Source organism: Pantanalinema sp., from assembly GCA_036704125.1.
Lineage (GTDB): Bacteria > Cyanobacteriota > Sericytochromatia > S15B-MN24 > UBA4093 > JAGIBK01.
In genome coordinates this window covers 25,434-51,735 of record DATNQI010000098.1, presented here as the reverse complement: position 1 = coordinate 51,735, position 26,302 = coordinate 25,434, and the positions used below count along the sequence as shown (strand labels likewise).

General features: G+C 66.6%; 28 protein-coding genes. 7 read left to right on the top strand and 21 right to left on the bottom strand.

Going from position 1 to position 26,302, the window contains the following annotated elements; genetic code table 11:
- Positions 1–13: 13 nt before the first annotated feature.
- The 10 genes from V6D00_15725 to hutU form a co-directional block, all read right to left on the bottom strand.
- On the bottom strand, positions 14–304 hold the full coding sequence (locus V6D00_15725; protein ID HEY9900627.1) for a HigA family addiction module antitoxin: 291 nt from the start codon (positions 302–304) through the stop codon (positions 14–16).
- A complete protein-coding gene (locus V6D00_15720; protein ID HEY9900626.1) occupies positions 195–509 on the bottom strand; it encodes a type II toxin-antitoxin system RelE/ParE family toxin in 315 nt (104 codons plus the stop codon). Before V6D00_15720 ends, V6D00_15725 begins: the two co-directional genes overlap by 110 nt.
- Before the next feature lie 168 nt (positions 510–677).
- The gene (locus V6D00_15715; GenBank protein ID HEY9900625.1) at positions 678–2,051 is read right to left on the bottom strand and encodes an AMIN domain-containing protein; all 1,374 of its coding nucleotides are present in this window, start codon (positions 2,049–2,051) and stop codon (positions 678–680) included.
- 1 nt (position 2,052) lies between these two features.
- Positions 2,053–3,021, bottom strand: a complete 969-nt coding sequence (locus V6D00_15710) for an ROK family protein (protein HEY9900624.1) — start codon at positions 3,019–3,021, stop codon at positions 2,053–2,055.
- Positions 3,002–3,700, bottom strand: a complete 699-nt coding sequence (locus V6D00_15705; protein HEY9900623.1) for an N-acetylmannosamine-6-phosphate 2-epimerase — start codon at positions 3,698–3,700, stop codon at positions 3,002–3,004. The genes V6D00_15710 and V6D00_15705 overlap by 20 nt, the downstream gene beginning before the upstream one ends.
- 3 nt (positions 3,701–3,703) lie before the next feature.
- Entirely contained in the window at positions 3,704–5,251 is a 1,548-nt protein-coding gene (gene hutH / locus V6D00_15700) for a histidine ammonia-lyase (protein HEY9900622.1), read from the bottom strand.
- A gap of 14 nt (positions 5,252–5,265) precedes the next feature.
- Positions 5,266–5,928, bottom strand: coding sequence for a cyclodeaminase/cyclohydrolase family protein (locus V6D00_15695; protein HEY9900621.1), 663 nt, complete (start codon positions 5,926–5,928; stop codon positions 5,266–5,268).
- Entirely contained in the window at positions 5,921–6,856 is a 936-nt protein-coding gene (gene ftcD, locus V6D00_15690) for a glutamate formimidoyltransferase (GenBank protein HEY9900620.1), read from the bottom strand. The genes V6D00_15695 and ftcD overlap by 8 nt, the downstream gene beginning before the upstream one ends.
- Before the next feature lie 22 nt (positions 6,857–6,878).
- On the bottom strand, positions 6,879–8,180 hold the full coding sequence (gene hutI, locus V6D00_15685; protein ID HEY9900619.1) for an imidazolonepropionase: 1,302 nt from the start codon (positions 8,178–8,180) through the stop codon (positions 6,879–6,881).
- A gap of 1 nt (position 8,181) precedes the next feature.
- Entirely contained in the window at positions 8,182–9,891 is a 1,710-nt protein-coding gene (gene hutU, locus V6D00_15680; protein HEY9900618.1) for a urocanate hydratase, read from the bottom strand.
- Between the two features lie 214 nt (positions 9,892–10,105).
- Here hutU and V6D00_15675 point away from each other — a divergent pair, with 214 nt between their 5' ends.
- Positions 10,106–11,353, top strand: coding sequence for a S8 family peptidase (locus V6D00_15675; GenBank protein HEY9900617.1), 1,248 nt, complete (start codon positions 10,106–10,108; stop codon positions 11,351–11,353).
- 48 nt (positions 11,354–11,401) lie between these two features.
- On the opposite strand, the gene V6D00_15670 is transcribed toward V6D00_15675, so the two are convergent.
- The 3 genes from V6D00_15670 to V6D00_15660 all read right to left on the bottom strand — a co-directional run bounded on the left by V6D00_15670 (position 11,402) and on the right by V6D00_15660 (position 13,272).
- The gene (locus V6D00_15670; protein ID HEY9900616.1) at positions 11,402–11,818 is read right to left on the bottom strand and encodes a putative toxin-antitoxin system toxin component, PIN family; all 417 of its coding nucleotides are present in this window, start codon (positions 11,816–11,818) and stop codon (positions 11,402–11,404) included.
- Entirely contained in the window at positions 11,811–12,185 is a 375-nt protein-coding gene (locus V6D00_15665) for a helix-turn-helix transcriptional regulator (protein HEY9900615.1), read from the bottom strand. The genes V6D00_15670 and V6D00_15665 overlap by 8 nt, the downstream gene beginning before the upstream one ends.
- 172 nt (positions 12,186–12,357) lie before the next feature.
- Positions 12,358–13,272, bottom strand: coding sequence for a hypothetical protein (locus tag V6D00_15660; protein ID HEY9900614.1), 915 nt, complete (start codon positions 13,270–13,272; stop codon positions 12,358–12,360).
- A 113-nt stretch (positions 13,273–13,385) separates the two neighbouring features.
- On the opposite strand from V6D00_15660, the gene V6D00_15655 reads away from it, so the two are divergent.
- From V6D00_15655 to V6D00_15645, 3 genes are all read left to right on the top strand, one after another.
- Positions 13,386–13,607, top strand: a complete 222-nt coding sequence (locus V6D00_15655) for a hypothetical protein (protein HEY9900613.1) — start codon at positions 13,386–13,388, stop codon at positions 13,605–13,607.
- 6 nt (positions 13,608–13,613) lie between these two features.
- Positions 13,614–14,150: a hypothetical protein gene (locus V6D00_15650; GenBank protein HEY9900612.1), complete on the top strand. Its 537-nt coding sequence runs from the start codon at positions 13,614–13,616 to the stop codon at positions 14,148–14,150.
- A 77-nt stretch (positions 14,151–14,227) separates the two neighbouring features.
- Positions 14,228–15,160: a mechanosensitive ion channel family protein gene (locus V6D00_15645; protein ID HEY9900611.1), complete on the top strand. Its 933-nt coding sequence runs from the start codon at positions 14,228–14,230 to the stop codon at positions 15,158–15,160.
- A 3-nt stretch (positions 15,161–15,163) separates the two neighbouring features.
- On the opposite strand, the gene V6D00_15640 is transcribed toward V6D00_15645, so the two are convergent.
- From V6D00_15640 to rpmH, 8 genes are all read right to left on the bottom strand, one after another.
- Positions 15,164–15,898, bottom strand: coding sequence for a C39 family peptidase (locus V6D00_15640; protein ID HEY9900610.1), 735 nt, complete (start codon positions 15,896–15,898; stop codon positions 15,164–15,166).
- A 139-nt stretch (positions 15,899–16,037) separates the two neighbouring features.
- A complete protein-coding gene (locus V6D00_15635; GenBank protein ID HEY9900609.1) occupies positions 16,038–16,781 on the bottom strand; it encodes a sigma-70 family RNA polymerase sigma factor in 744 nt (247 codons plus the stop codon).
- A 271-nt stretch (positions 16,782–17,052) separates the two neighbouring features.
- The gene (mnmE, locus tag V6D00_15630) at positions 17,053–18,447 is read right to left on the bottom strand and encodes a tRNA uridine-5-carboxymethylaminomethyl(34) synthesis GTPase MnmE (GenBank protein ID HEY9900608.1); all 1,395 of its coding nucleotides are present in this window, start codon (positions 18,445–18,447) and stop codon (positions 17,053–17,055) included.
- Positions 18,448–18,454: 7 nt separating this feature from the next.
- Positions 18,455–19,066: a R3H domain-containing nucleic acid-binding protein gene (locus V6D00_15625; GenBank protein HEY9900607.1), complete on the bottom strand. Its 612-nt coding sequence runs from the start codon at positions 19,064–19,066 to the stop codon at positions 18,455–18,457.
- A 25-nt stretch (positions 19,067–19,091) separates the two neighbouring features.
- Complete coding sequence (locus V6D00_15620; GenBank protein HEY9900606.1) at positions 19,092–19,874, bottom strand: YidC/Oxa1 family membrane protein insertase; 783 nt, start codon at positions 19,872–19,874, stop codon at positions 19,092–19,094.
- Positions 19,871–20,131, bottom strand: a complete 261-nt coding sequence (yidD, locus tag V6D00_15615) for a membrane protein insertion efficiency factor YidD (protein HEY9900605.1) — start codon at positions 20,129–20,131, stop codon at positions 19,871–19,873. Before yidD ends, V6D00_15620 begins: the two co-directional genes overlap by 4 nt.
- A 25-nt stretch (positions 20,132–20,156) precedes the next feature.
- Positions 20,157–20,534 (bottom strand): ribonuclease P protein component, encoded by a 378-nt coding sequence (gene rnpA / locus V6D00_15610; GenBank protein HEY9900604.1) that lies wholly within the window; start codon positions 20,532–20,534, stop codon positions 20,157–20,159.
- Positions 20,535–20,554: 20 nt separating this feature from the next.
- Positions 20,555–20,704, bottom strand: coding sequence for a 50S ribosomal protein L34 (rpmH, locus tag V6D00_15605; GenBank protein ID HEY9900603.1), 150 nt, complete (start codon positions 20,702–20,704; stop codon positions 20,555–20,557).
- A gap of 1,010 nt (positions 20,705–21,714) precedes the next feature.
- On the opposite strand from rpmH, the gene dnaA reads away from it, so the two are divergent.
- From dnaA to recF, 3 genes are all read left to right on the top strand, one after another.
- Positions 21,715–23,073 carry a chromosomal replication initiator protein DnaA gene (gene dnaA, locus V6D00_15600; protein ID HEY9900602.1) on the top strand — a complete coding sequence of 453 codons (1,359 nt, stop codon included), beginning with the start codon at positions 21,715–21,717 and terminating at the stop codon, positions 23,071–23,073.
- Positions 23,074–23,956: 883 nt separating this feature from the next.
- The gene (dnaN, locus tag V6D00_15595) at positions 23,957–25,060 is read left to right on the top strand and encodes a DNA polymerase III subunit beta (protein ID HEY9900601.1); all 1,104 of its coding nucleotides are present in this window, start codon (positions 23,957–23,959) and stop codon (positions 25,058–25,060) included.
- A gap of 84 nt (positions 25,061–25,144) precedes the next feature.
- A complete protein-coding gene (gene recF / locus V6D00_15590) occupies positions 25,145–26,263 on the top strand; it encodes a DNA replication/repair protein RecF (GenBank protein ID HEY9900600.1) in 1,119 nt (372 codons plus the stop codon).
- Positions 26,264–26,302 lie beyond the last annotated feature (39 nt).

The following is a 26,302-nucleotide window of genomic DNA, read 5'->3' as shown; positions in this document are numbered from 1 at the left end:
AGTCCCCTCGCGTTCAGCCGGCGACCGCGAGCGGATGAACCTCCTGGATCAGGCGCTCGCCGAGTTGATCCCTCTGGACCTCGAGATCGTAGCGGCTCTGGAGGTTCATCCAGAACTCCGGCCCCGTCCCGAAGAACCGACCGATCCGCAGCGCGGTGTCGGCGGTGATCCCGCGCTTGCCCTTGACGATCGCGTTAATGCGCGGAGCGGGGATGCCGGCGGCGAGGGCCAAGCGGTTCTGGCTGATCCCCAGCGGCTCCAGGAACTCCTCGAGCAGGATCTTTCCCGGATGGATCGGCGCCATCGTCTTGCTGCTGCTCATGTCGGCCTCCCTCGTGATAATCACAGATCTCGACCTCATAGGCGTTGCCGTCCCGCCAAACGAAACAACCATGCCACTGATCGTTGATCCGGATGCTGTGCTCTCCTTGGCGATCGCCTTGCAGGGCCTCGAGGCGATTCCCCGGCGGAACGAGCAAAGCATCGAGCGAAATCGCGGCATCCACCATCAAGAGCTTCTTGAGTGCTTGACGCTTGATGCCTTCGAGCCTCCCGAGAAATAACGGTTGAAGATACGCTCGGTATCTTTGTCCCTGAAGCCCTGAATCATACGAAAAGACGATTACGAAAAACGCCCAGCGCAATAGAGAGCGGAGAACGTGAAGTGAGGACCTCGCTCAGTAGCGCCACCCCGCCCCGGCGAGAAGCCCGTTGATGAACTGGGAATAGCTGCTCCCCCGGGCGGCGTCGCCCGCGTAGCCCATCGAGAGGTAGCCCGGCCCCACGTCGATCATGACCTCGGCGGTGTAGCGGCTCTGGGACAGGGGGAAGACGCTCCCGAAGCCCTGGAAGAGGTTCCCGCCGACGCTGGGCAGCAGCTGGTAGTCCAGCTGAAGGGAGAGGGCGGGCAACAGGCGCAAGCGCCCCCCAAGGCCCAGCGCATAGCCGTGGTGGAACTGGGTGGGCGAGAAGGGCAGGGCCGCCCCCAGGGTGTGGGAGTAGGCGGTGATGTGGCGCGCCATGTAGCCCAGGTGCAGGGTGGGCTCGACGCGACCGTCGAGCAAGGGATACCGCGCGACCAGGGCCGGCAGGATCATCAGATCGGTGCGGTTGAGGCTCACGCCCTCGGCGGCCATGTCGTAGTTCAAGAGGCGCGAGTCGAGGCCGAAGCCGAGCCATGGCGTGACCCAGTGGCGCACCTCCACCCCGTTGATCCCCGCGGGGTAGGCGAAGACGGGCCCCGCCTCGGCCCCGTAGTCGTCGAGGGCCTCGAGCTGCTGCCAGCGCAGCATGACCGTGGAGCCGAAGCCCCACTCCACCTTGGCGGCCTCCTTCTCGGCCTTCTCGGGCTCCTCGGCCGGCCCCACCGTGATGGGCTCCAGGGCGGGGCGCTGCCAAGCGGGCGACGGCGAGGGGGCGGGCTTGCCGGTCCAGACGACAGGAGCGATCGGGCGCTCGGGAGCCGGGGAGGCGATCGCGGCCTGCGGGGCGCTCGTCTTGATCGCCTCGTCCGGCCGGGGCGACGGGGCCTCGGGCGGGGGTGGCACGACGACGGGCCCGGCGGGCAGGGGCGGCGCGCTCGGCAGCGCGACCACCTGGGGCGCCGGCAGGCGCACGTTTTCCGACGCGGGCGGCAGGGTCTCGAGCTCGCGCTCCCCCTTGGGGACCGGAGGCTGCTCGAAGGCGATGATGACGCGACCCGGCGACTGCCGCACCGCGATCAGGGGCTCGACCTTGGGCTGCAGCTCGACCACCACGCGCACGATCTCGGGGGTGCCCGTCACCTGAGAGACCGAGAAGCCCCGGATCCGGCGGCTGGTGATCGTCTGCTCGCGCGGGGCCGTCACGGCGAGGGCCGCGTCGCGCACGTCGATGACCAGGCGATCGGGGTTGATCAGGCGCTTGGTCTGGACCAGGGGGGTGCCGCTGGTCTCGATGGTGAAGGTGCGCGTCGCGTCGTCGTAGCGCACGGCCCCCACGTAGGAGGCCGCGGCGAAGGCGGGAAGGGGAGTGGCTCCGGCGAGGACCAGCGCCAGCAGGAAACGCCTCAAGTTAGCAGACCGCCGTCTTGGCGGCGCCGAAGCGCGCTAAGGCCTGACCCGCCGCCCCGATCATGCCGGCGCGGGGGCCGAGAGCCGCCGGCACCAGCGCCGAGGTGTCCCAGCCGCGCTCGCCGTACAGCCCGGGGATCTGCTCGCGCACCAGGGGCAGGAACAGATCGGCCTGCTCGCTGACGCCGCCGCCCACCACGATCCGCTCGGGATCGAGGAAGGCGATGATCGTGACGATCCCCATGGCCAGGTTTCGCGCCATCTCCCGCACCAGGCCCAGCGCATGCGCATCGCCCGAGCGAGCCATCTCGAAGATCTGATGGCTCGAGGGCGAGGGGGTCCAGTGGCCCGAGCGCGCCGCGGCCCTGGCGAGGGCCGTGCCGGAGACGTAGGACTCGATGCAGCCGTTCTGGCCGCAGTTGCAGGGCAGGCCGTCCGGCACCAGGAGGAAGTGGCCGATCTCGGCCCCGCCGCCGCGCGCGCCGCGCACCAGCTCCCCGTTGGCGATGATCCCGCCGCCCAGGCCCGTCCCGATGGTGAGGGCCACCAGGTTCTGGACGCCCTTGCCGGCGCCCACCCAGTACTCGCCGAAGGCCGCACAGTTGGCGTCGTTGTCCGCGCAGGCCCGAATGCCCTGGGCCCGCTCCAGGGCCTCGACCACGGGGGTCCCCGACCAGCCGGGCAGGTTGGGGGTGCAGTACTCGACCACGCCGGTCGCATGGTTGACCTGGCCGGCGCTGCTCACGCCCACGCCGATGAGCCGCGCGCGCTGCTCGCTGGAAAGCTCGGCCTTGAGGGTGCCGACCCCCTCCACCAGGGCCGCCAGGATGGCCGCTCCTCCGCCCTCGGTCGGGGTCGGCAGGCGCCACTCGGCGTGCACCCGCCCATCGCCGTCCACCAGGCCGGCGAGGATCTTGGTGCCTCCCAGGTCGAGGCCGAGGGCGTAGGCGTCAGCGAGGTTGGTTGCCATGGCGGCCCATCTCCTTCAAGAAGCGATCGGTGATCAGCTGCGGACGGGTGATGGCGGAGCCCACCACCACGGCCCAGGCTCCGCGCTCGATGGCCTGCCGCGCCTCGGCGGGCTCCCAGATGCGGCCCTCCATGATCACGGGGATCGCAAGGCGACGCGTCAGATCGCCCAGGAGGCGCCAGTCAGGCCCGTCCTGCCTGGGGCTCTGGGGAGTGTACCCGGAAAGGGTCGTGCCGACCACGTCAGCCCCCAGGGCCTCGGCCCGCAGGCCCTCCTCGAGGGTGGAGACGTCGGCGAAGACCGGCCGGCCGAGCTCTTTCTTGATGCGCCGGATCGTCTCTTCGAGGCTCAGCCCGTCGGGGCGCACCTCGGTCGTGGCGTCGATCGCGATGAGATCGGCGCCCGCCTCGGCGACCTCCTTGGCCGACTCGAAGGTCGGGGTGATGTAGACCTCCCACTCGGGCTTGCGGATCTTGTAGAGCCCGACGATGGGCAGGTCCACCGCCGCGCGGATCGCCTTGATGTCCGAGGGGCCCTCGGCCCGGATGGCCACGGCTCCGCTCTGGGCGGCCGCGCGCGCCATGGCGGCCATGATGGCCGAGCCATGAAGCGGCTCCTCGTGGCCCGCCTGGCATGAGACGATCAGGCCTCCCTTGAGGCGATCGCGCACCGTCGGCACGGCTTACTCCAGCTCCCCGCAGGCCGCCTCGACCGCGGCGAGCAGCGAGCCGTCCCGCATGAGGGCCACCATGGCCTCGATGTCCTTGGAAACGACCCGATCCGCGGCGAGGTAGGGCACCGCCTCGCGGATCGCCTTGTAGGCCGCGGCGCTGCCCGTGCCCGCCGGGATCTTGCGGAAGTCCAGGGCCTGGGCGGCGCACAGGAACTCGATGGCGAGCACCCGCTCGGCGTTGTCGCAGACGTTGACGGCCTTGCGGGCCGAGGTGGTGCCCATGCTGACGTGGTCCTCCTGCCCGGCCGAGGTCGGGATGGAGTCGACCGAGGCCGGGTGGGCCAGCACCTTGTTCTCGCTCACCAGCGACGCCGCCGTGTACTGGGCGACCATGTAGCCCGAGTTGAGGCCGCCCTCCTCGGCGAGGAACATGGGCAGGCCGTTGGAGTAGGTGGCGTTGACCAGGCGCTCGATGCGGCGCTCCGAGATGTTGGCGAGCTCCGAGAGGGCGATCGCGAGGAAGTCCATGGCGAGCGCCACCGGCTGGCCGTGGAAGTGGCCGCCCGTCAGCACCTCGTCCCGGTCGGCGAAGATGAGCGGGTTGTCGGTTGCCGAGTTGAGCTCGATGGAGACGACCTTCTCGCCGTAGTCGATGGCGTCGCGGCTCGCGCCGTGGACCTGGGGCGCGCAGCGCAGCGAGTAGGCGTCCTGGACCTGGTCGCAGCCCGCGTGGGAGGCGACCAGCTCGCTCAGCTCGGTCAGGCGCGTCATGTTCCGCGCGCTCGCCTGCTGGCCCGGGTGGGGGCGCAGGGCGTGGAAGTGCGGCAGGTAGGCGCGGGGCGAGCCGAGGGTCGCCTCGACGGTCATGCCGCAGGCCACGTCGGCGAGCTTGGCGAGCGAGCGCGAGCGCGAGAGGGTCAGCGCCCCCAGCGCCGTCATGGCCTGGGTGCCGTTGATGAGGGCCAGGCCTTCCTTGGCGCCGAGCTTGATGGGGCCGAGGCCCACCAACGAGAGGGCCTCGGCCCCCGGCAGGACCTTGCCTTCGAGCTCGGCCTCGCCCTCGCCGATCATGACGAGCGCCAGGTGACTCAGGGGCGAGAGGTCGCCGCTCGCGCCGACCGAGCCCTGCGAGGGGATGCGGGGGTGGACGCCGCGGTTGAGCATCTCGACCAGAAGGCGCAGGGTGCCGGGGCGCACGCCCGAGTAGCCCTTGGCGAGCGCGTTGGCCCGCAAGAGGAGCATGGCGCGCACGGTCTCGACGCCCAGGGGCTCGCCCACGCCGGCCGAGTGGCTCACGATCAGGTTGTGCTGGAGCTGCTCGACGGCCTCCGGGCCGATCCGCCGCTCCTTGAAGTAGCCGAAGCCCGTGGTGATGCCGTAGACCACGCGCTCCTCGGCGATCAGGGCATCCACGTAGGCGCGGGACTCCTCGACCCGGGCCATGGAGGCCTCGGACAGAGAGACGGTGGCGCGGTCGCGGGCCACGCGCACGACGTCCTCGACGCGGAGGCTCTCGCCGTCGAGGGTGATAGGAAGCTGGTCGGTGATGGTCGCCATGGAATCCTCTTGTTCTAGCCCAGGGCCTGGAAGCGCTCGCGGATGATCTGCCAGCCGGCGGTTCGGAGCTCCTCGGAGCGCGTCACGAGGCGCTTGATCTCGCTGGTCTTCTCGCTCACGTAGGCCGCGTCCTTGATCGAGTCCAGGTTGATGGCGACGTTGAGGACGGCGCCCTCGAGGCCGGTCAGCGCATGCAGCAGGGCCACCGCCGCGTCCGAGGTGGCGTTGGGGTTGCCCTTCTCGAGGGCGATCATGGCGAGCTCCGCCGCGGCGAGGCACTCCTCGGCCACCTCGAAGGGCACGTCGGCCGCATGGGTCATGGCCGCCTGGATGGCCTGCGAGCGCGCGGTCTTCTCCGCGTCGGTGGCCTTGGGCAGCTTGAAGGCCGCCGTCACCTGGTCGTAGGCCGCGGCGTCGCGGTCCACCGCGGCACCCAGGACCCCTGCGATCTGGTGGCCCTGCTCGACCATGATCTCGATGGTCTCGGCGACCTCCTCGAAGCCCGCGCGGCCCGTGGTCAGGCCGCCCACCATGGAGACCAGGGAAGCCGCGACGGCGCCCGAGAGGGCCGAGGCGCTGCCGCCGCCGGGGGTGGGGTCCGAGCCCGCGAGGCGCCTGAGGAAGTCGTTGACGGGGAGCTCGACGAGGGGCTTGGCGCTGAGTGAGGCGTTAGACATGGGCGGTCGCTCCGTTCGATTGCTGGCTGGCCTTGTCGAGCATGGCGTTCTCCAGCACGAGGTTGGGGTTCCAGTTCTCCACCTGCAGGTAGTAGGCGGCGGCCTCGAGCAGCGCCGCCTGGGGGATGAGCCCGACGATCTCGGCGCTCATGACCCGGGCGCCGTAGCGGGCGGCCTCGGCCTTGACCAGCTCCTGGACGCGGTGGAGGGGGGTCTTCTCGTAGTTGAGGAGGTTCATGGAGACCTGGGCCTGGTTGCGATCGGCCAAGAAGACGCCCATGCCCTGGACGTTCATCAGGCCGCCGGAGCTGGCGCGTACGGCCTTGGCGATCGCCTGGGCGACCTTGAGGTCGGGCGTGTCGAGCTGGAGGTTGTAGGCGACCAGGAAGAAGCGCGCGCCGATGGCCGAGACCCCGGCGCTGGGGTGGGGCTCGCCGGGGCCGAAGTCGGGCTTCCAGGCCTGATCCTGCATCTTGCTGGCCATGCCCTCGAACTCGCCCTTGCGGATGGCGGCGAGCACCTTGCGGTTGGGGTCGGAAGCGGCCTCGGCGTAGAGGAACATGGGCACGTCGAAGCGATCGGAGACCAGGGCGGCGATCTCCTTGGAGAGGGCCACGCAGTCCTCCATCGAGGCGTTGCGGATGGGGATGAAGGGCACCACGTCCACCGCGCCCATGCGGGGGTGCTCGCCCTGGTGCTCGCGCAGGTCGATGTTCTTGATCGCCGCCTCGTAGAGAGCGAGCACGGCGGCCTTGAGGCCGTCAGGCGAGCCGACCAGGGTCAGCACCGTGCGGTTGTGGTCGTAGTCGCTCGACCTGTCGAGCAGGATCACGCCGGGGATGCTTGAAACGGCCTGGCAGACGGCCTCGATCACCTCGGGGCGACGGCCTTCGCTGAAGTTTGGAACGCACTCGATCAGCTTCGACATTGAAACTGGCAACCTTTCTCTTCTAGACTTCGACGGTCTTGACGCTGAGGCCTGCGGCCCGGTGGACGACCTTGCCTCGCTTGACGACCGTCTTCACGAGGTTCACGCCCATGTGGTAGGGGATCATGCGGTAATCGTCGGCGTCCCAGAGGACCAGGTCGCCCTGCTTGCCGACCTCCAGGCTGCCGATGTGGTGGCCGCGCGAGACGGCGTGCGCCGCGTTGATGGTCGAGGCGACGAGGGCCTCGGCGGGGGTGAGCTTGAGCTGGGTGCAGGCGAACGACATCATCAGGCTCATGGACTCGCTGAAGCACGAGCCTGGGTTGAAGTCGGTCGCGAGCGCCACCGGGACGCCCAGCTCGACCATGCGGCGGGCCTTGGCGTGCTCGCGCATGCCCAAAAAGACCGCCGTGCCGGGCAACAGCGTCGCGACGACGCCCTTCTTGGCCATGGCGGCGAGGCCCTCTTCGTTGGCGCAGTGGAGGTGATCGGCCGAGACGGCTCCGAGCTCGGCGGCGAGCATGGCCCCGCCGGTGTCGCACAGCTCGTCGGCGTGCAGCTTGGCGCCCAGGCCCTGCCGCTGGGCGGCGCGCAGGATCTTGGCGGTCTGCTCGGGGGTGAAGACCCCCTGCTCGCAGAACACGTCGCAGAACCTCGCCAGGCCGCGGATCGAGATGCGGGGGATGGCCTCGGCGCAGAGCCACTCGACGTAGGCGTCGGCGTCCTGGCCCTCGGGCACCGCGTGGGCCCCCATGAAGGTCGACACCACGTCGATGGGCTGGAGACGGTTGAGCTTCTCGAGCACCTCGAGCTGCTTGAGCTCGGTGTCGAAGTCGAGGCCGTAGCCGCTCTTGGCCTCGACGGTGGTCGTGCCGTAGGCGAGCATGGTCGAGAGGTGGCGCTCGGCGGTGCGGTAGAGGGTCTCGAAGGAGGCCTCGCGGGTCTTGCGCACCGTCGAGTAGATGCCGCCGCCCGAGGCCATGATCTCGTTGTAGGTGGCGCCCCGGGCGCGCAGCTCGAACTCGCGCTCGCGGCTGCCGCCGTAGACCAGGTGGGTGTGGGAGTCGATCAGGCCGGGGGTGACGACGCAGCCGCGGGCGTCCATCTCCATGGTGTCGGAGTCGACCGCGCCGCTGGTCATGATCTCGTCGGTGGTGCCGACGGCGATGATCTCGCCGCCCGCGATCGCGACCGCCCCGTCGGGGATGATGGCGAGGTGCCCCTGCTGGTGGCCGCTGCGGGGGCGGCCGCTGCCCGAGACGGTGACGAGCTGGACGGCGTTGCGGACGACCAGGTCCGCGTGGAAGGTGGAAGCGTCTCTCACCCTAGGCCTCCCGCATGGGCAGGCGCACGCCCTTGGCCTCGGCGCAGGCGATCGCCTCGGGGTAGCCCGCGTCCGCGTGGCGGATGACGCCCATGCCGGGGTCCGAGGTGAGGACGCGCGAGAGGCGCGCGTCGGCCTGGGCGGTGCCGTCGGCGACGATGACCATTCCCGCGTGCTGCGAGTAGCCGATGCCCACCCCGCCGCCGTGGTGAAGGCTGACCCAGCTGGCGCCGCCCACCGCGTTGATCATGGCGTTGAGGAAGACCCAGTCCGAGACGGCGTCGGTGCCGTCCTTCATGGCCTCGGTCTCGCGGTTGGGGCTCGCGACCGAGCCGCAGTCCAGGTGGTCACGGCCGATGACGATGGGGGCCGAGACCTCGCCCTTGGCGACCAGGCCGTTGATGAGGCGGCCCAGGCGCTCGCGATCGCCGTAGCCCAGCCAGCAGATGCGCGCGGGCAGGCCCTGGAACTGCACCTGCTCGCCGGCGAGCTTGATCCAGCGGCAGAGCTCCTCGTTGTCGGCGAACTCCTCGAGGATGAGCGCATCGATCCGCGCGATGTCCGCAGGATCACCCGAGAGGGCCGCCCAGCGGAAGGGGCCCTTGCCCTCGCAGAACAGGGGCCGGATGTAGGCGGGCACGAAGCCGGGGTAGTCGAAGGCGTTCGAGACGCCGCGGTCCTTGGCCACCTGCCTGAGGTTGTTGCCGTAGTCGAAGGCGACGGCGCCCTTCTTCTGGAGCTCGAGGATGGCGCGGACGTGGATCGCCATGGACTCGCGCGAGGCCTCGAGGTAGGCCTCGGGGTCCGAGGTCCGCAGGCTGGCTGCGGTCTCTAGGGTGTGGCCGATGGGGATGTAGCCGTTGAGCGGATCGTGGGCCGAGGTCTGGTCGGTCACCACGTCGGGGACGATCCCGCGCTTGAGGAACTCCGGCATGATCTCGGCGACGTTGCCCAGAAGCGCGATCGAGCGGGGGATGCCGGCGTCGATGGCGCCCTGGGCCTGGGCGAGGGCCTCGTCGAGGGACTCGGCGACCATCTCGCAGTAGCCCTTCTCGATGCGGCGCTGGATGCGGGTGGGGTCGATCTCGATGGCGATGACCACGCCCTCGTTCATGGTGACCGAGAGGGGCTGGGCGCCGCCCATGCCGCCGAGGCCCGCGGTGACGGTCAGCTTGCCCTTGAGGGTGCCGCCGAAGTGCTTGCGGGCCAAGGCGGCGAAGGTCTCGTAGGTGCCCTGGAGGATGCCCTGGGTGCCGATGTAGATCCAGCTGCCCGCGGTCATCTGCCCGAACATCATGAGGCCCTCGGCCTCGAGCCTGCGGAAGTGCTCCCAGTTTGCCCAGGCGGGCACCAGGTTGGAGTTGGCGATCAGCACGCGGGGGGCATCCGGGTGCGAGCGGAAGACGCCGACCGGCTTGCCGGACTGGACGAGCAGGGTCTCGTCGTTTTCGAGGGTCGTGAGGGTGCGGGCGATCGCGCGCAGGCTCTCCCAGTTGCGGGCCGCCTTGCCGGAGCCGCCGTAGACCACCAGCTCGTCGGGGTGCTCGGCCACCTCGGGATCGAGGTTGTTGAGCATCATCCGCAGGGCGGCCTCCTGGACCCAGCCCTTGCAGTTGAGCTGGGTGCCGCGCGGGGCGCGAAGGGGGATGCGCGTCTTGCCCGCGAGCAGCTCGGCGAGCTCGGTGGAATGGGTCGGCGTGGCGGTCGACATGAAGGGGCACCTCAACACGTTTGGAAAGCAGGGCCATTGTACGATCGCACGGCTTTCGCAGCAAGGCGAGGCCGGCCCCGAGGCGCCCCGGCTGGCTCCGGGAAAAAACCCGGAAAATTAAAGCAAGTTTAAGCCAACTTTATCGTATAATTTAACCAACCAGGGCGGAGCCCGCCGCCCCCGCTCGCGTTTACTGAAACTTGAAGGAGTCGACGTGCAAAAGAAGCTTCTCATCGCCCTCGCTGGCATCACCTCGGTCACCATGGGCCTGACCGGCTGCGGCTTCGGCGGCGACGCGATCACGAAGACCTCGACCTCGGGCGTCCAGAGCCCGGTGCGCCTCAACCCCGCCGAGTTCCGCGCCGACGGCGTCTCCAAGAAGCAGGTCCTCGTCTCCTTCAAGACCCGCGCGACCGACCTCTCGGCCTTCGAGCGCCGCAACGGCGTCAAGGTCAAGCGCTCGCTCTCCTCGATCGGCTCGGCCATCGTCACCATCTCGGGCGACCCCGAGGCCTTCGTCAGCAAGCTCAAGCGCGACGCCGCGGTCGCCAGCGCCGAGCTCGACCGCGCCCTGTTGATGGACGAGGTCAAGGTCAACGACCCCTCGCGCGGCTCGCAGTACGCCCTCGACACCGTGAACGCCAACACCGCCTGGGATAAGACCATGGGCAGCGACAAGGTCACGATCGCCATCGTCGACTCGGGCCTCGATCTGGACCACCCCGACCTCAAGGACAAGCTCGTCGCCGGCTACAACGCGGTGACCCCCGGCCAGGCGCCCAAGGACGACGTGGGCCACGGCACCCACGTGGCGGGTATCGCCGCCGCCTCGACCAACAACGGCGTGGGCGTCGCGGGCCTCGCCGCCAACAGCAAGATCATGCCCGTCAAGGTCCTCGGCGACGGCACCGGCTCGGCCGCCTCGGTCTCGGACGGCATCATCTGGGCCGCCGACCACGGCGCCGACGTCATCAACATGAGCCTCGGCTTCTACGAGGAGAACGAGACCCTCGGCAAGGCCGTCGCCTACGCCCTGAGCAAGAACGTGGTCATCGTCGCCACCATGGGCAACAACAACATCGAGCGCAAGCGCTTCCCCGCCGCCTTCCCCGGCGTCATCGCCGTGGGCTCGACCGCCAAGGGCGACACCCGCTCCACCTTCTCGAACTTCGGCGACTGGATGAGCGTCTCGGCCCCCGGCACCGACATCCTCGCGACCTTCCCCCGCTACCCGGTGAGCATCAACGGCGGCAAGGACGGCTACGCGAGCCTCTCGGGCACCTCGATGGCGGCTCCTCTGGTCGCCGGCCTCTGCGGCCTGGTTCGCAGCCAGCACCCCGGCATGGCGCCTGCCGAGGTGAAGAAGCTCGTCGAGGCGAGCACCGCCGATCTGGGCGACAAGGGCTTCGACAAGTACTTCGGCAACGGCCGCATCGACGCCTTCCAGGCCGTCTCGAAGTAAATTTCATCGATCAAAGAGCGGGCGGCCCATTTTGGCTGCCCGCTCTTTTCATGGACGGTTCAACTGTCGTAAGAACAGGGCCGGTGTGCGGATCTGCGAGCCGTGATAGTGCTTGAGGTGCAGCAAGTGCCGATCCAGGCTCACCAGGTAATCGGCATGGCCCTCGATTGCAGCAGCCAGGAACATGTTGTCCGCTGGATCGATGGCATCGAGGCGGGTCGCCACGTAACTCCCGGGGATATGCAGCGCCACCAGGCCGATGGCCTCCACCAGATCCTCCAGGACTTCGTCCGGGATCCGTCTGCGACGCAGCGTCGCGACGAGTTCGCGCAGGAGCTGCGGCGCCATCACCAGCGTGAAGCGCCCCCCACGCCAGGCATCCAGGATCCGGTTCGGCGCGCTCTCGCGGTTCGGGCTCATGAGGGCTGCCGTGAAGACCGAGGTATCGAGGACAACCTCAAGCACGCTTGCGATCGCCCGGCTCGCTCACTTTTTCCGCTTCGGCGGCGATCCGCGATCGGGTCAACTCGAATCGCTCCCAGATCACCTCGGGCGACTGGGCACCTTGTCCCATCGCCCGTGCCAGGCTTCGGGCGATGAGCGCGTCTGCCTCGGCGAGTTCCGCCGGGGTGAGGGGTTCTTCTTGCTCGATGGCAAGCAAGTCGTTGGGCGTGCAGCCGAAGAAGTCGCAGAGCTTCGCCAGGGTCGAGAACTCGATCCCCTTGGTCTTCCCGCTCTCGAGGGCGCTCAGCTGCTTCTGGGTGATCCCCGTTTGGCGAGAGAGTTCAGTCTGGCTGATCCGGCCCTTCTTGGCCCGCAGCACTGCAAGCATTGGCGTCACTCTCACAGCCATGGCAAATCCTCCCACGAGCCGAACCTTACTACTAATTTTATACCCTATAAGGAATAAATTCAGGCGTCAAGATCCATGCCTCCGAGCAAGGAGAACAAGGCAAGGGTGGAACCCCGAGATGAGGCTCCACCCTTGTCCCGTTGTTGAAGACCTACTGGCCGTACTGGATGGTCGCGTTGTAGAGGGACTGGTTGGCGCCTAGGGTCTCGGTCGTCACATCCACGAGGGTATTCCCGTAGGGCGTATAGACGTAGAGGCTGTTGCTTGCCGCCGAGGCAAACGTGTAGGAATCCGTCGCGGCGTCGCTCTGGAAGAGCTGGGTGCCGCTCATATCGAAAATCATGAGCTTTTGCGCACCGCCCGAGCCGTACTGAGATGCATCGTAGGAGATGCGGTAAACCAGATTCGGCGCCGTCGCGAAGCGGTGCCAGTCATAGCTCATGGCATCGTATACACCCGCGCTGCTGAAACTGCCGGTGGCTTCAACGGAAACAGGCTTCGAGACATCGATCAGGTGAATATCAATGACTGGATTGCTATTCGGTAGCACACTCACCGTTGCAACACGATTCACCGGATACACGATCCAGGGCCGATTCGAATAACGATCCCATTCAGTTCCATAAGACAGCCGATAACTACCAGGGGGGATGTTGCCGAGCTCGATTTCGGAGCCTCCCGGATAAATCGTATAGTTGCTGGCCGAAATCGGATCGGACAAGCGAATACCTTGAAAGTAGCCGCTACTCATACTCGAATCGAATACGGTACCATCAGCCATGCCATCGCCATCACGGTCAATCGGACGCACCGACCTCCCATCCTGTTGCGGCAGGACATGGGGTGTACCGTTCGGATTTCTCAGACGCACCAGGACACGGGTGGGCGCATAGATGGGCTGCGCGCCGCCGAGCTGGTCCATGATCGTGCCCGTCGTGATGGCGCCCGGGATCGCCCCGTTGCTCGCGCGGATCCGCGCGGCGATCGCCGCCCCCTTGATCAAGCTCGGATGCCACTCGCCCGACACCTGCGGCGGCTGCAAGCGCAGCAGCTGCAGGATCAGCAAAATACAAGCATATTGGACTCGGCAGGTTCCGGTCATCCGATCTCGACCGCGATCGCGCCCCTTTGCTATGATGGTGGCCGTCGACGCCCCACCACGCACACAGGACGGACTTCATGCCTCAGCTCAAGGACACCCGCGCCATCATCATGTTCAAGGGGGATGAGGGCAAGTACGAGCTCGAGCTCGACTTCGGCGGCAAGATCGGCAACCTCGTCAACCTGGAGGACCTGGACATGACGACCAAGCCGGCCGGCAAGTACCGCATCGTCAAGAAGGACGTCACCGAGACGCCCAACGAGCCCACCATGGTCGTCTACCACCTCGAGCGGTTCTAGCGCGCCATGAAGCGCCTGGCCGCGGGGGCCCTCGCGATCGCCCTGGTGAGCGCGCTCGGCGCGCCCGCCAGCGCGGAGCTGCGCTACACCCTGCCCGTCGGCTATCGCTCGCTCGCCCTCACGGCGGGCAGCGACGCCGTCGAGGCGCGCGGCGCCTTCGTCCCGCTCATCTGGTTCGGGGGCCCCACCCGCTTCTTCAAGCTGCGCTTCGAGGCGGGCGGCGCCTACCTCAAGGACGGCCGGGGGGAAACCTACACCTACGGAGTCGGCCAGGCGAGCGCGAACTTCGAGCTGCCCCTGGGCCCTTTGACCCCCTACGCGGGAATCGTCGGCCACTACGCCGTCCCCTTCCAGCAGCCGAGCTACGTCACGGGCAACCCCTACGGCTACATGCCGCAGGCGGGCATCGCCCTGGACCTGGGACTGGCCGAGGTGGACCTCCACGTGGCCCAGGGCCCGGTCTACGGCCTCAGCCGGAATCCCGGCGCGCCCTACGCGGGCACCCTCACCGAGATCGGCGGAAGGCTGGCGCTGACCTTCTAGTCCAGAGAATGGACTCCCGCCGAGCCGCGGATGCTCGCTCGGCGCATAACCTCGCGCCCGAGGGGTACAAAGGGGCCATGCCAGGAACGATTTCAGCCTCATCCCTCGCCACGCTGCCCCGCGCCATCGATCGCCTCGACGAGGCCGCCCTCGCCTGGGTCACCACCCACGGCATCGGCATGCTCGTCACGATCCTGGTCGCCTTCGTGGCCCTGCGCTTCGGCACCGCCCTGATCGACCGGGTGCAGGGCGCCCTGCAGGAGTCCTCGCGCGCCGATCAGAGCCCGCGCCGCACCCAGCGCAGCCTGACGCTGACCAGCATCCTGCGCAGCACCCTGCGGGCCGTGGTCCTCTTCGCGACCGCCCTCTCGCTGCTCTCGGCCGTCGGCATCAACATCACGCCGATCCTGGCGAGCGCCGGGGTGGTGGGGCTCGCGGTCGGCTTCGGCGCCCAGAGCCTCGTCAAGGACGTGATCTCGGGCTTCTTCATCCTGTTCGAGGACCAGTACGGGGTGGGCGACGTGGTGGACGTCGACGGCAAGAGCGGCCTGGTCGAGCGCATGAACCTGCGCATCACCCAGCTGCGCAACACCGCAGGCGAGCTCATCACCATCCCCAACGGCAGCATCAAGATCGTCTCCAACCGCTCCAAGGAGTGGGCCCGCGCCGTCCTCGAGATCGGCGTGGCCTACGACGCCGACGTCGACCACGTCCTGAACGTCATGGTGGAAGAAGGGATGAAGCTGCGCACCGAGCGGCCGAACGACGTCCTGGAGGCGCCCGAGATCCAGGGCATCCAGGCCTTCGAGGACTCCAGCATCCGCCTGCGGGTCATCATGAAGACCGCGCCGCTGCAGCAGTGGTCGATCGCGAGCGAGTGGCGCCGCCGCCTCAAGGTCGCCTTCGAGCGGGAGGGCATCGAGATCCCGTTCCCGCAGCGGGTCCTGAGGGTCGTGCCGGGTGAGGCCTCCCCCGTTCAGGTCCTCGCCCCTAGGGGCGAAGAGGGCTGAAGCCTACTTCGAGACCGCCACGCCCACGTTCCAGCCCTGGTAGGCCATGTAGCGCGAGAGCTCCGCGCGAGAGATGGTGAGGCTGCCGACCCGCGACTGGGGATCGTTGATGCTGACCTTATCGCCCTGGATGCCCGTCACCAGGATGAAGTGGCCCCCGTCGAACTTGGCGTACTGGCGCTCGGCGAAGCGTCCCGCGTAGGCCACCGGGTTGCCCGCGAGCACCACGGGCTTGCCCTGGGCGATCGCGGCCTCGACTCCCGCCAGCCCGTAGACCTTCTCGGCCTGGGCGCCGCTCGCGAGCGCCCCGCGCATCACGTCGTCGTCCGACGTCAGCTTGAAATCGTCCATGTCGCCTTCCATCGCCATGCGGGTCCGGTCGATCCAGGCCTCGGAGTTGGTGGCGTCGACCAGGCCGGCCGGCTTGAGGCCCACGGCCTTGAGGGCCATGGCGAGGCTCGCCGGTCCGCAGTTGGTGTTGCCGTCGGTGGCGTTGGGGTTCCAGCGCGAATCGAGGACCTGGCTGATGAAGAAGGTGTTGGGATCGGCCGAGAGAGGCGCCTTCGGAGCCGCGGGCAAGGAGAACGAGGAGATGAAGACGTCGCGGCCCAGGGGCGAGGCGGAAGGACTGGCGCTCGTCGAGGGCGTGCCCGGGCGCGACTGGCTCGGCGCGGCGGCCAGCAGCTGGCGCAGCGTCTGAAGAATCTGACCGTAGGATCCGAGCCTCGCAACAGACATGGGCGTTCCTCCTCTTCTGGAGTTATCGCCCGATCCCGTCGCGAGGACGGTTATTCGACCGTTAAGCTTGCGCTAATGTTCACCCAAAAAACCATGAAAAAAGCCCCCCTTTCAAGGGGGGCCGGGCGGGTTGCCAGCGTTACGCCTGGGCGGGGGTCGGCGGGCAGAGGATGTTCTGCAGCTGCTTGACAGCGCGCTTGAGGCGGCGGCAGATCTCCATCTGGGAGACGCCGAGCCGGCGGGCGACCTCGGCCTGGGTCATGTCCTGGAAGTAGCGCATCTCGAGCAGCTCCTGCTGCTGCTTGGAAAGGCGGCCCATGGCCTCCTTGAGCAGGAGACGCTCGTCCAGGTCGCCCTGGCCGTCGCGCTGCGAGCGCGGATCCATCAGGGTGTCCAGCAGGGTGCGGGTGTCGTCGTCGTCGCCGCGGCCCTCCTGGTCGAGCCAGTAGACCGAGACGCGGTTGTCGTACTGCTTGACCTCGTCGATCTGGTGGACGGTGATCTCGAGGAGATCGGCCAGCTCCTGGTTGGTCGGCTCGCGGCCGAGCTCGTGCGAGAGGTTGGCGGTCACGACGCTGAGGCGGTAGGAGAGCTCCTGGAGGGCGCGGGGGCCGCGCAGGAGGTTCTGGCGATCGCGCAGGTAGTGGCGGATGTGGCCGGTGATGTAGTGGACGGCGTAGGTCTTGAACTCGGTGTTGTGGCCAAGCTCGTAGCGGTCGATGGCCTCCAGGAGGCCGATGGAACCGACCTGGATCAGATCCTCGACGGGATCGGTGCTGCGGCGGGCGAGACCGCGCGCAATCTTCTTCACCAGGGGAATGAACTCGTGGACGAGTCTCTCACGTTCCTTCGGGGTCAACGACCACTTACGAGTAGTTTCCACGCATAACCTCCGGTCGCTCAAGGATGCCGATAGCGGATGGCGGATTGCTTGCTAGATCGGGCCGACGTTTCTGAGAAGGGTACAAGGTGCATCAGCCTTGTCTTGAATGAATTTCTCAAAAAGTATAACAGAATGATTTCGGCCTTATGCTGCGCCACTCTTTACGAATTGTAAAAAAGGCGCAATTATCAGCAACTTCCACCAGGAATGGGGTAAAACCCCCTCGTTACTATCAAAATCAAGCAAACGAGGGATAACCCTTGCTTGCTAATCATTTTCCCACGCAGAAGCGCGCGAAGATGTGATCGATCACCTCTTCCTTGAGGTCCTCGCCGGTGATCTCGCCCAGGGCCTCCATGGCGGCCCGCAGATCGATCGCGACGAAGTCGGCCGGCATCCGGTGATCGACGCTCTCGAGGGCCCGTTCCAGGCTCTCGCCGGCGCGCGCGAGCGCGGACTGGTGCCGCGCGTTGATCGCGACCGAGGCGATCGGCGACAACGCCGCCCCCAAGGTCAAATCATATATCGCTTGTTCCAGATCCGCCAGTCCCGCCCCGGTCGCCGCCGAGATCCGCTTGGCAGAAACGCCCTCAGGCAGGGCGATCTCGGGGATCGCGCCGAGATCCTGGAGATCGATCTTGTTCAGCGCCACCACGGTAGGCCCCGCCGCTCGCGCCGTCTCCAGGATCTCGAAATCGTCGGGACCGAGGCCCGTCCGTGCGTCCAGCACCACCAGGCGTACGTCGGCCTTCGAGAGGGCCTCTTTCGAGCGCGCGATGCCGAGGCGCTCCACCACGTCGGCCCCCTGCTCGCGGATGCCGGCCGTGTCCAGCACCCGGAAGGGCACTCCCTTGACGGAAAGGCCCGCCTCCAGCACGTCGCGGGTGGTGCCCGCGACGTCGGTCACGATGGCGCGCTCGGCCTGCAGCAGCGCGTTCAGCAGGCTCGACTTGCCCACGTTGGGCCGGCCCACGATGGCGAGCGTCGCCCCCTCGCGCAGCAGGCGCCCCCCCTCGGCGGTGGAAAGCAGGCGCCGGGCCTCGGTGATGAGGGCCGAGAGGGTCTCGGCCATTCGCTCCTCACCCGGCGGATCGATCTCGTCCGGGAAGTCGATGGAGGCCTCCAGCTCGGCAAGCAGGAGCTTGATGGGATCCCGCAGGGCCGCGGTCGCCTGGGCGAGCCGTCCCTCCAGCTGCCCGAGGGCCGTGGAGAGGGCGCGCTCGGTGCGCGCGCTGGTCACGTCGGCGATCGCCTCGGCCCGGGTCAAATCGATTCGTCCCCCGAGGAAGGCGCGCTTGGTGAACTCGCCCGGCGCCGCGAGGCGAGCGCCTTGCGCGAGCACCGCGACGAGCAGGCGCTGCACGACCGCCGGTCCCGCGTGGCACTGGATCTCGACCACGTCCTCGGTGGTGTAGGAGTGGGGCGCCCGGAAGACCAGCATGACGACCTCGTCGAGGGTCTCTCCCGAGAGCGGATCCACGATCCGGCCCACGTGAAGCGAGCGTCCCGTTCCCTCGGCCAGGGTTGGATCGAGCGCGCGATCCCCCGATCGGCGGAAAAGGGCCTGGCCGATGTCGAGGCTCTCGGGCCCGCTGATCCGAATGATACCGACCCCGCCGGTGCCCGGCGGGGTCGCGATGGCGCAGATGGTGTCGAACGGGAGCATCGAGGGCTCAGTAGCCGCGACGCGGGGCCCCCGCGCGCTTGAGGTGGACCACCACGTAGCGGTGGGGCTCCTCGCCCTGGCTTCCGGTCTCCATGTCGGGGAAGGCCAGGATCTCGTTGTGGACGACCTTGCGGTCGGCGGCGCTCATGGGCGCCATGCGCAGCGAGCGGCCCGTCTCCCGGACGCGATCGACCGCCTCGAGCGCCTGCTCCACCAGCTTCTCGTGATGGCGCTTGCGGTAGTCGTGGACGTCCACGATCAGGCGCTTGCCGATCCTGGGGCCGTAGGCGACGTTGAGGAGGTACTGGAGGGCGTCCAGGGTCTGGCCCTTGCGGCCGATCAGCATCCCCGCGTCGTCCTCGGTCTCGATGTGGAAGGTGATCGCCTCCTCGTCGAAGATCAGGCCCACCGAGCAGTCGAGCTCCATCTCGTCGAGGATGTCGAGCAGCCAGTCCTGCGCCTCGTCGAACTCGGGCCTCACGACCAGGCGAAGCTTGGTGCCCTTCGGGCCCTCCTCGAGGACCTCGATGTCGACCTCCTCGGGTTCGCGCTGCAGGATGTCGAGGGCCTCGTCGAGGGCCTGCTGATAAGTCTTTGCGACGTGCTCGATCTGTTCCACCTTTGGAGCCTCTCTTTACTGCTTCTTACTTCTTGTCGCCCTTGGAGGAGTCGTCCTTGACGATCGTGGGGGTGGTGTCGATCACGGCCTTGGAGGCCGGGACCGAAGGACCCGCCGCGCTCACGGGGTTGGCCCGCATCAGGAGGATGTTCTGGGCCAGGGTGATGAGGTTGGAGACGGCGATGTAGAGCAAAATGCCCGACGGCAGGGGGAAGAAGAGGAACATGACGGTCATCATGACGGGCATCATGGTCAGCATCTGCTTCTGCATGGGGTCGTCGGGGTTGGTGGTCATGGTCTTCTGCATCACGTAGGTCGAGATGCCGAAGAAGATGACCAGGATCAGGTTGTCCCAGAGCAGGCCGTGGGCCACCCCGGCGTGGTCCTTGCCCGGCAGGACGCCGACCGCCGCGAGGTTCTGGATGAACAGGAAGCTCTTGTGGGCGATCTGGGCCTGGAAATCCTTGTTGCCGAGCGACGAGTAGAGCGCGAACAGGAAGGGCATCTGGATCAGCAAGGGCAGGCAGCTGCTGAAGGGGTTCGCGTTGTGGTCCTTGTAGAACTCCATCATCTTGGCCTGGAGCTCTTCGGGCTTGTCCTTGTACTTGGCCTGCAGCTCCACCAGCTTGGGCTGGAGGGCCTGCATCTGGCGGCTGGCCTTGAACTGCTTGGCCGTCAGCGGGAAGAGCGCCGCCTTGATGGTCACCGTCAGGAGGATGATCGCCATCCCGTACGAATGCGTGAACGAGTAGAACGCATTGAGGATCGGGATCATCATCTGGTGGCTTAGAAAGTCGATCGGGTTCACTCGGATCTCCTAAACGGTGCCTTGGGCACCGGATCATAACCCCCTGGGGTCCAGGGGTGGCACCTCAGGAGGCGCCAGATTGCGAGCAAGAGACCTTTTAGCGGGCCGTGCCCGGTGATGGCCTCGAGCGCGTATTGCGAACAGGTGGGGTGGTACCGGCAGCGCCTGGGCGTCATCCGGGAGAAGAGCTGATAAACCCGGATCAGCACGCTCAGCGCGCCGACCACCAAGGCCCTTATCGCTTTCACCACTTCCATCGCTCCCTCCAGCAACCCTCAAAGTCTATGGGGCCGTCTCCGGCTTGTCCACAACCGAGCGAGGACGAAGCGCGGCTCGATCGAGAAGACGTATCACCGCCGTCTCGAGGGCCTCGAAGTCCGCCTCTGCAGCACGGCTGCGGGCCCTGAGGATGAGCCGGTGGCCGGGGGCGATCTCGGGCAGGAGCTCGGCGACGATCGCCCGCAACCGACGCTTGACCCGGTTGCGCACGACGGAGTTGCCGACTTTCTTCCCTACCGAGAAACCGACCTGACAGATGTCAGGCCGGTCCGAAAGGGCTTGGACGTGTAGCACCGCCAGGGCGTCAGGATAGGCACGTCCTCCGTCGTAAGTGGCGCGGAATTCACCGGCCCGACGAAGGCGAGCACCCGAGGGAAGCACGAGGCGATACGGCGCCGGATTTAGCCCGCGATGCGGGCGCGGCCCTTGGCGCGACGCGCCTTGATGACGCGACGGCCGTTCTTGGTGCTCATGCGCACCAGGAAGCCGTGAGTCTTGGCGCGCTTGCGCTTCTTGCCACCGTGGCGGAAGGTCAGTGCTTGTTGAGCCATCTTCGTGATCCCCTTTTGCAGACAACCCCTGGACGAGCGGGTCCCGCGGGGCGTTCAAACTCCTAATGGCGAGGGCCAGAGGCCTCGTCAATCACCGCGAGTTTATCACGCGATTAAGGATCGATCAACTGCTTGAGGCATCGATCGCACGTTCAATCTCCAAGTTTTCAACAGGGGGGCTGTGGATAACCCTGGGGATAACTTGGGGATTTGGAGCGGGGCCCATGGCTGTCAAGGGTTTTCGGGGTCGATCGCAAATTAAAACCCCTGTTCGATAAATCGCTGCGATTCGCTTGTCTACTGCCTTTGAGGCGATCGTGTCCAAATTTGAAGTTTGGACGGGGGTTATCCGCTCCCTTCCGAGGTCGTGTGGACAACTTCTCCCCATGGTGTGGACAAGTGAAGGGACTTTCTGTGGATAAGCTGGGGACGGCTGTGCAGAACCCTGGGGACAAGGAGCGGAAGAGGAGGGGAAGAGTCCGGAGATCCTCCAGGGGACCTGTGGAAAACATGGGGAACCGCTCCGGCATGATCCGTCGCTCCTGCTTCGTTTTCGGGCTCATGGGGATAACTGGCCTGTGGAGAACATGTTGATAAATCCTCCAAGATGGAGTTGTCACGCGGCTTCAGGGCCTGTTGAAAGCCATGGGATAAGGCCCTTCCAGGCTGTGGACAAGGAGTGAACATGATCGCTTCGTGATTCCCGGGGGTTCGGGCCTGGGGACAACTCGGCGACTTTCCCACTCCACGGTCCACTCCCTCGATCCCTGTCCTGGCCTGGGATCCGGCACTTATCCCCATGTTCCACTCCCCCTACTATTACGGGATCGTTTTATTGATCTCCCAGGGATCGGTAAAAATAAGATCGAGAGGCCCGGAAAAAGGGCGCTCCCTCTGGGAAAGGGAAATCTTCAAGCATCGATCTCTAGCCGAGCAGCAGTTTCGGAGGTAGACTGATCGATCTTGCAAAGCCCCCGTGCCGTATCTTGGGAAGGTTGACCGCGAACCGAATGCAGGCAGAAGAACTTTGGCAACAGACGTTGGCCATCCTGCGGGACCGCCTGAGCAAGACGAGTTTCGAGACGCTCGTGAAGCCCACCCGGGTGCTCACCCTCGACGATCAGACCCTGATCGTCGAAACCCCCAACGCCTTCGCCCGTGACTGGATCCACCGCAACATGTCCGAGTTCAGCGTCGCGCTGGCCGAAGCATGCGGCACCGAGTACCGGCTCGCCTTCACGATCGCGGCTTCCTCGGAAAATAAGCCGGCGGCTCCCGACGACGCGATCGATCTCCCGCCGGTGGCGACCTCGGTGGTGCCCCAGGCCCGCGAGGCGAGCCCTCCGCCCCAGCCTTCGTACGGGATCCTGAATCCCAAGTACACCTTCACCTCGTTCGTCGTCGGCAACCACAGCCGCTTCGCCCACGCGGCGGCCCTGGCCGTGGCGGAGAACCCGGCCAAGGCCTACAACCCCCTGTTCATCTACGGCGGCGTCGGGCTCGGCAAGACCCACCTCATGCACGCGATCGGGCACTTCATGCTCGCGCAGAACCCCCGGGTCAAGGTCGCCTACCTCTCGAGCGAGAAGTTCACCAACGAGCTGATCAACTCGATCCGCGAGGATCGGATGGCCGAGTTCAGGGCGCGCTACCGCAACATCGACCTCCTGCTCATCGACGACATCCAGTTCATCCAGGGCAAGGAGCGCACCCAGGAAGAGTTCTTCCACACCTTCAACGCCCTGCACGAGGCCGGCAAGCAGATCATCCTGTCGAGCGATCGCCCGCCCAAGGAGATCTCCGCGCTCGAGGATCGCCTGCGCAGCCGCTTCGAGTGGGGCCTCATCACCGACATCCAGGCGCCGGATCTCGAGACGCGAATCGCGATTCTCGAGAAGAAGGCCGACTCGGACGGGCTGGTGGTGGACTACGAGGTCTTGAGCTACATCGCCTCCAACTACCGCAGCAACGTGCGCGAGCTCGAGGGCGCCTTCATCCGCCTGATGGCCTACTCGTCGCTCAACAACACCCCCCCGAGCGTGGATCTGGCCATGCAGATCCTGGGCAACGTGGTCCGCAAGCCGATCACCCTGGATCGGATCCAGGAGATCGTCGCCGAGCATTTCCACCTCAGCGTGGGCGATTTGATCGGCAGCCGCCGCACCAAGGACGTCGCCTGGGCACGCCAGATCGCGATCTACCTCTCGCGGGAGCTGACGGAGTCCTCCTTCCCCAAGATCGGCGCCGAGTTCGGCGGCCGCGACCACTCGACGGTCATGCACGGCCACGAGAAGATCAAGCTGGCCCTCGCCAGCAATGCCACCCTGGTGGCCGAGTTGCAGCACCTGACGGCCCAGATCAAGGGCTAGCCGAAGCGCCGATTCACCCACTTCCCTTCCCCTTCGGGGGAGGGGATATTTTTTTGCTTATCAACAGGGGGGCTGTGGATAACCCTGGGGATAACTTGGGGATTTGGAGCGGAGCCCATGGCTGTCAAGCGTTTTCGGGGGAGATCGCAAATTGAAACCCCTGTTCGATAAATCGCTGCGACTCGCTTGTCTACTGCCTTTGAGGCGATCGTGTCCAAATTTGAAGTTTGGACGGGGGTTATCCGCTCCCTTCCGAGGTCGTGTGGACAACCTTTCCCCATGGTGTGGACAAGTGAAGGGACTTTCTGTGGATAAGCTGGGGACGGCTGTGCAGAACCCTGGGGATAAGGAGCGGAAGGGGAGGGGAAGACCCCGGAGATCCTCCCTGGATCCTGGGGATAACTCATGGGGGCGATCCGGCATGATCTGCCGCTCCTGCTTCGTTTCCGGGGTCATGGGGATAAATGGCCTGTGGAGAACATGTTGATAGATTCTCCAAGACGGAGTTGTCACGCGGGTTTGAGGCCTGTTGAAAGCCATGGGATAAGGCCCTTCCAGCCTGTGGACAAGGAGTGAACATGATCGCTGCTCGGTTCCCTGGGGTTCGGGCCTGGGGACAACTCGGCGACTTCCCCACTCCGCGGTCCACTCCCTCGATCCGCGTCCTGGCCTGGGATCCGGCACTTATCCCCATGTTCCACTCCCCCTACTATTACGGGATCGATTTATTGATCTCTGGGGGATCCGTTAAACGATCGATCAAGCAAGCCCGAAAAACCCCTCGAGATGGGCGTTCGCCCTTACCAAGCGCAGGAAAATCGGTTAGAATTTTGGTTCGGACGATCTCGATACTCACCGGAAGACGGGAGATTCAGGAGAAGCAATGGAGTTCACTTGCACGCGTGACGACTTTTCCAAGGGCATTCAAGCGGTTCAGCGCGCCGTCGCGAGCCGGGGGCCCCTGCCCATCCTGAGCAACATCCTGATCGCGACCGAGGGCGACAGCCTCAAGATCACCGCGACCGACCTCGAGGTCGGCATCGAGGCCCGCGTGCCCGCCCACGTCCAGACCTCGGGCGCCATCACCCTGGCCGCGCGGCAGCTCTCCGAGATCATCAACAAGCTGCCCAACAGCGACGTGGCCTTCTCAGTCGGCAACGACGACGTCCGCGCCACCGTCCAGTGCGCCCGCTCGCGCTTCGTCCTGCCCAGCCTGCCCGCCGACGAGTTCCCCAAGCTGCCCGAGCTCAGCCCGGCCGCGACCATGGTCCAGCTGGCGGGCGATCAGCTCGCCAAGGGCATCCGCCAGACCTCGTTCGCCGCGGCCAAGGACGACAAGAGCGTCATCAGCGGCCTCTACCTCCAGCTCTCGGGCGGCGTGCTCGAGGTGGTCGCCACCGACGGCTACCGCCTGGCGTGGCGCAAGTGGGACGTGGGCGCCCATGGCGAGCTCAAGGTCATCGTGCCGGCCCGCGCCATGGCGGAGCTCGCGCGCCTCCTGAGCGGCGCCGACTCCGAGACGGTCAACGCGGCGGTGGTCCAGAACCAGATCCTCTTCTCGGTGGGCGATCGCTACCTGACGTCGCGCCTGATCGACGGTCAGTTCCCCCCCTACGGCCAGATCATCCCGAGCTCCTTCAGCTACGAGATCCTGATCGACCGCCACCTGCTCCAGAGCGCGGTCGAGCGCGTCAGCATCATGGCCTCCGAGCGCGAGGCCAAGGTCGTCAACCTCAACTTCAAGGCGGGCGACCTGCACCTGCAGGCCAACGCCGCGGACCTCGGCGAGGGCGACGAGCACCTGCCCGTCGAGTTCGACGGCGAGGACGTGAAGATCGCCTTCAACGCGACCTACATGCTCGACTCGCTCAAGGTCCTCGAGGGCGAGACCGTCAAGCTCTCGCTCAACGGGCCCCTGGCGCCCGCGCTGGTGCAGAGCACCGAGGATCCGACCTACTCCTGCATCCTGATGCCCATCCGCAGCTAAGCGCGATTCATCAGCCTCGACGCGGGGTCCCGACAGGGGCCCCGCGCTTTCTTACGCAATAGCCGCGGGCGCTATAATGGAGCCATGTTCCTCAAATCCTTGTGCCTCGAGAATTTCCGCAACTACGCCGAGCTGGAGCTTGTCTTCGACCGGCACAAGACCATCTTTCTCGGGGACAACGCCCAGGGCAAGACCAACCTGCTCGAGGCGATCGCCATCCTGGCGACCGGCAGCTCGCCCTTCACCAGCAAGGAGCAGGAGCTGATCCGCTGGCACCAGGACGCCGCCATCATCCGCTCGCTCAGCGAGCGGGAGGTGGGCCCCACCGGCATCGACATGCTGTTCAAGGCCAACGGGCGCCGCGCCGTGCGCGTGGACGGCGCCTACCAGCGCCGGGTCTCGGATTTGCTGGGCCGGGTCATGGTCGTGCTGTTCGCGGCCAGCGACCTGCAACTGGTCAAGGGAGCCCCCGCCGATCGCCGGCGCTACCTGGACGGCATCCTGATGCAGCTGGCGCCCACCTACTACCAGGCCCTGCACCAGTACAACCGGGTCCTGACCCAGCGCAACAACGTCCTGCGCCAGATCGCGGAAGGAGCCCCGGCCGATCAGCTCTCCATCTGGGACGAGCAGCTCGCCCACTACGCCGTCCTGCTGTGGCGCAAGCGCGAGGAGCTCGTCGAGAAGCTCACGCCGCGCGCGGTCCACTGGCACCGCGAGATCGCAAAGGGCAACGAGGAGCTTGGCATCCGGCTGGTCCCCTCGGTGGACCTGCAGGGTCACGCAAGGGACTACGAGGCCGCCTTCCTCTTCGAGCTGAAGGAGAACCGCGCCAAGGAGATCGCCCGCGGCCAGACCCTGAGCGGCCCGCACCGGGACGATCTATGGCTGAGCATCGACGGCCATGACGCCCGGGCCTACGCCTCTCAGGGCCAGCAGCGCACGGTGGTGCTCGCGCTCAAGCTCTCGGAGCTGGACGTGTTCCGCCAGGACCTGGGCGAGCCGCCGCTCTTGCTGCTCGACGACGTGCTCGCCGAGCTCGACATCCGCCGCCAGAATGCCCTGTTGGCCGCGATCGGATCCGACGTCCAGACCTTCGTCACCAGCACCCACCTCAGCGACTTCACCGCCGCCTGGATCGACGAGGCCGCCATCTTCTCGGTCCACCGGGGGGCGGTGAAGCCCTTCGTGAAGGCGTACTAGGGCCTGCACAAAATAATTTGGCGATCCTTTCCTGTTGGC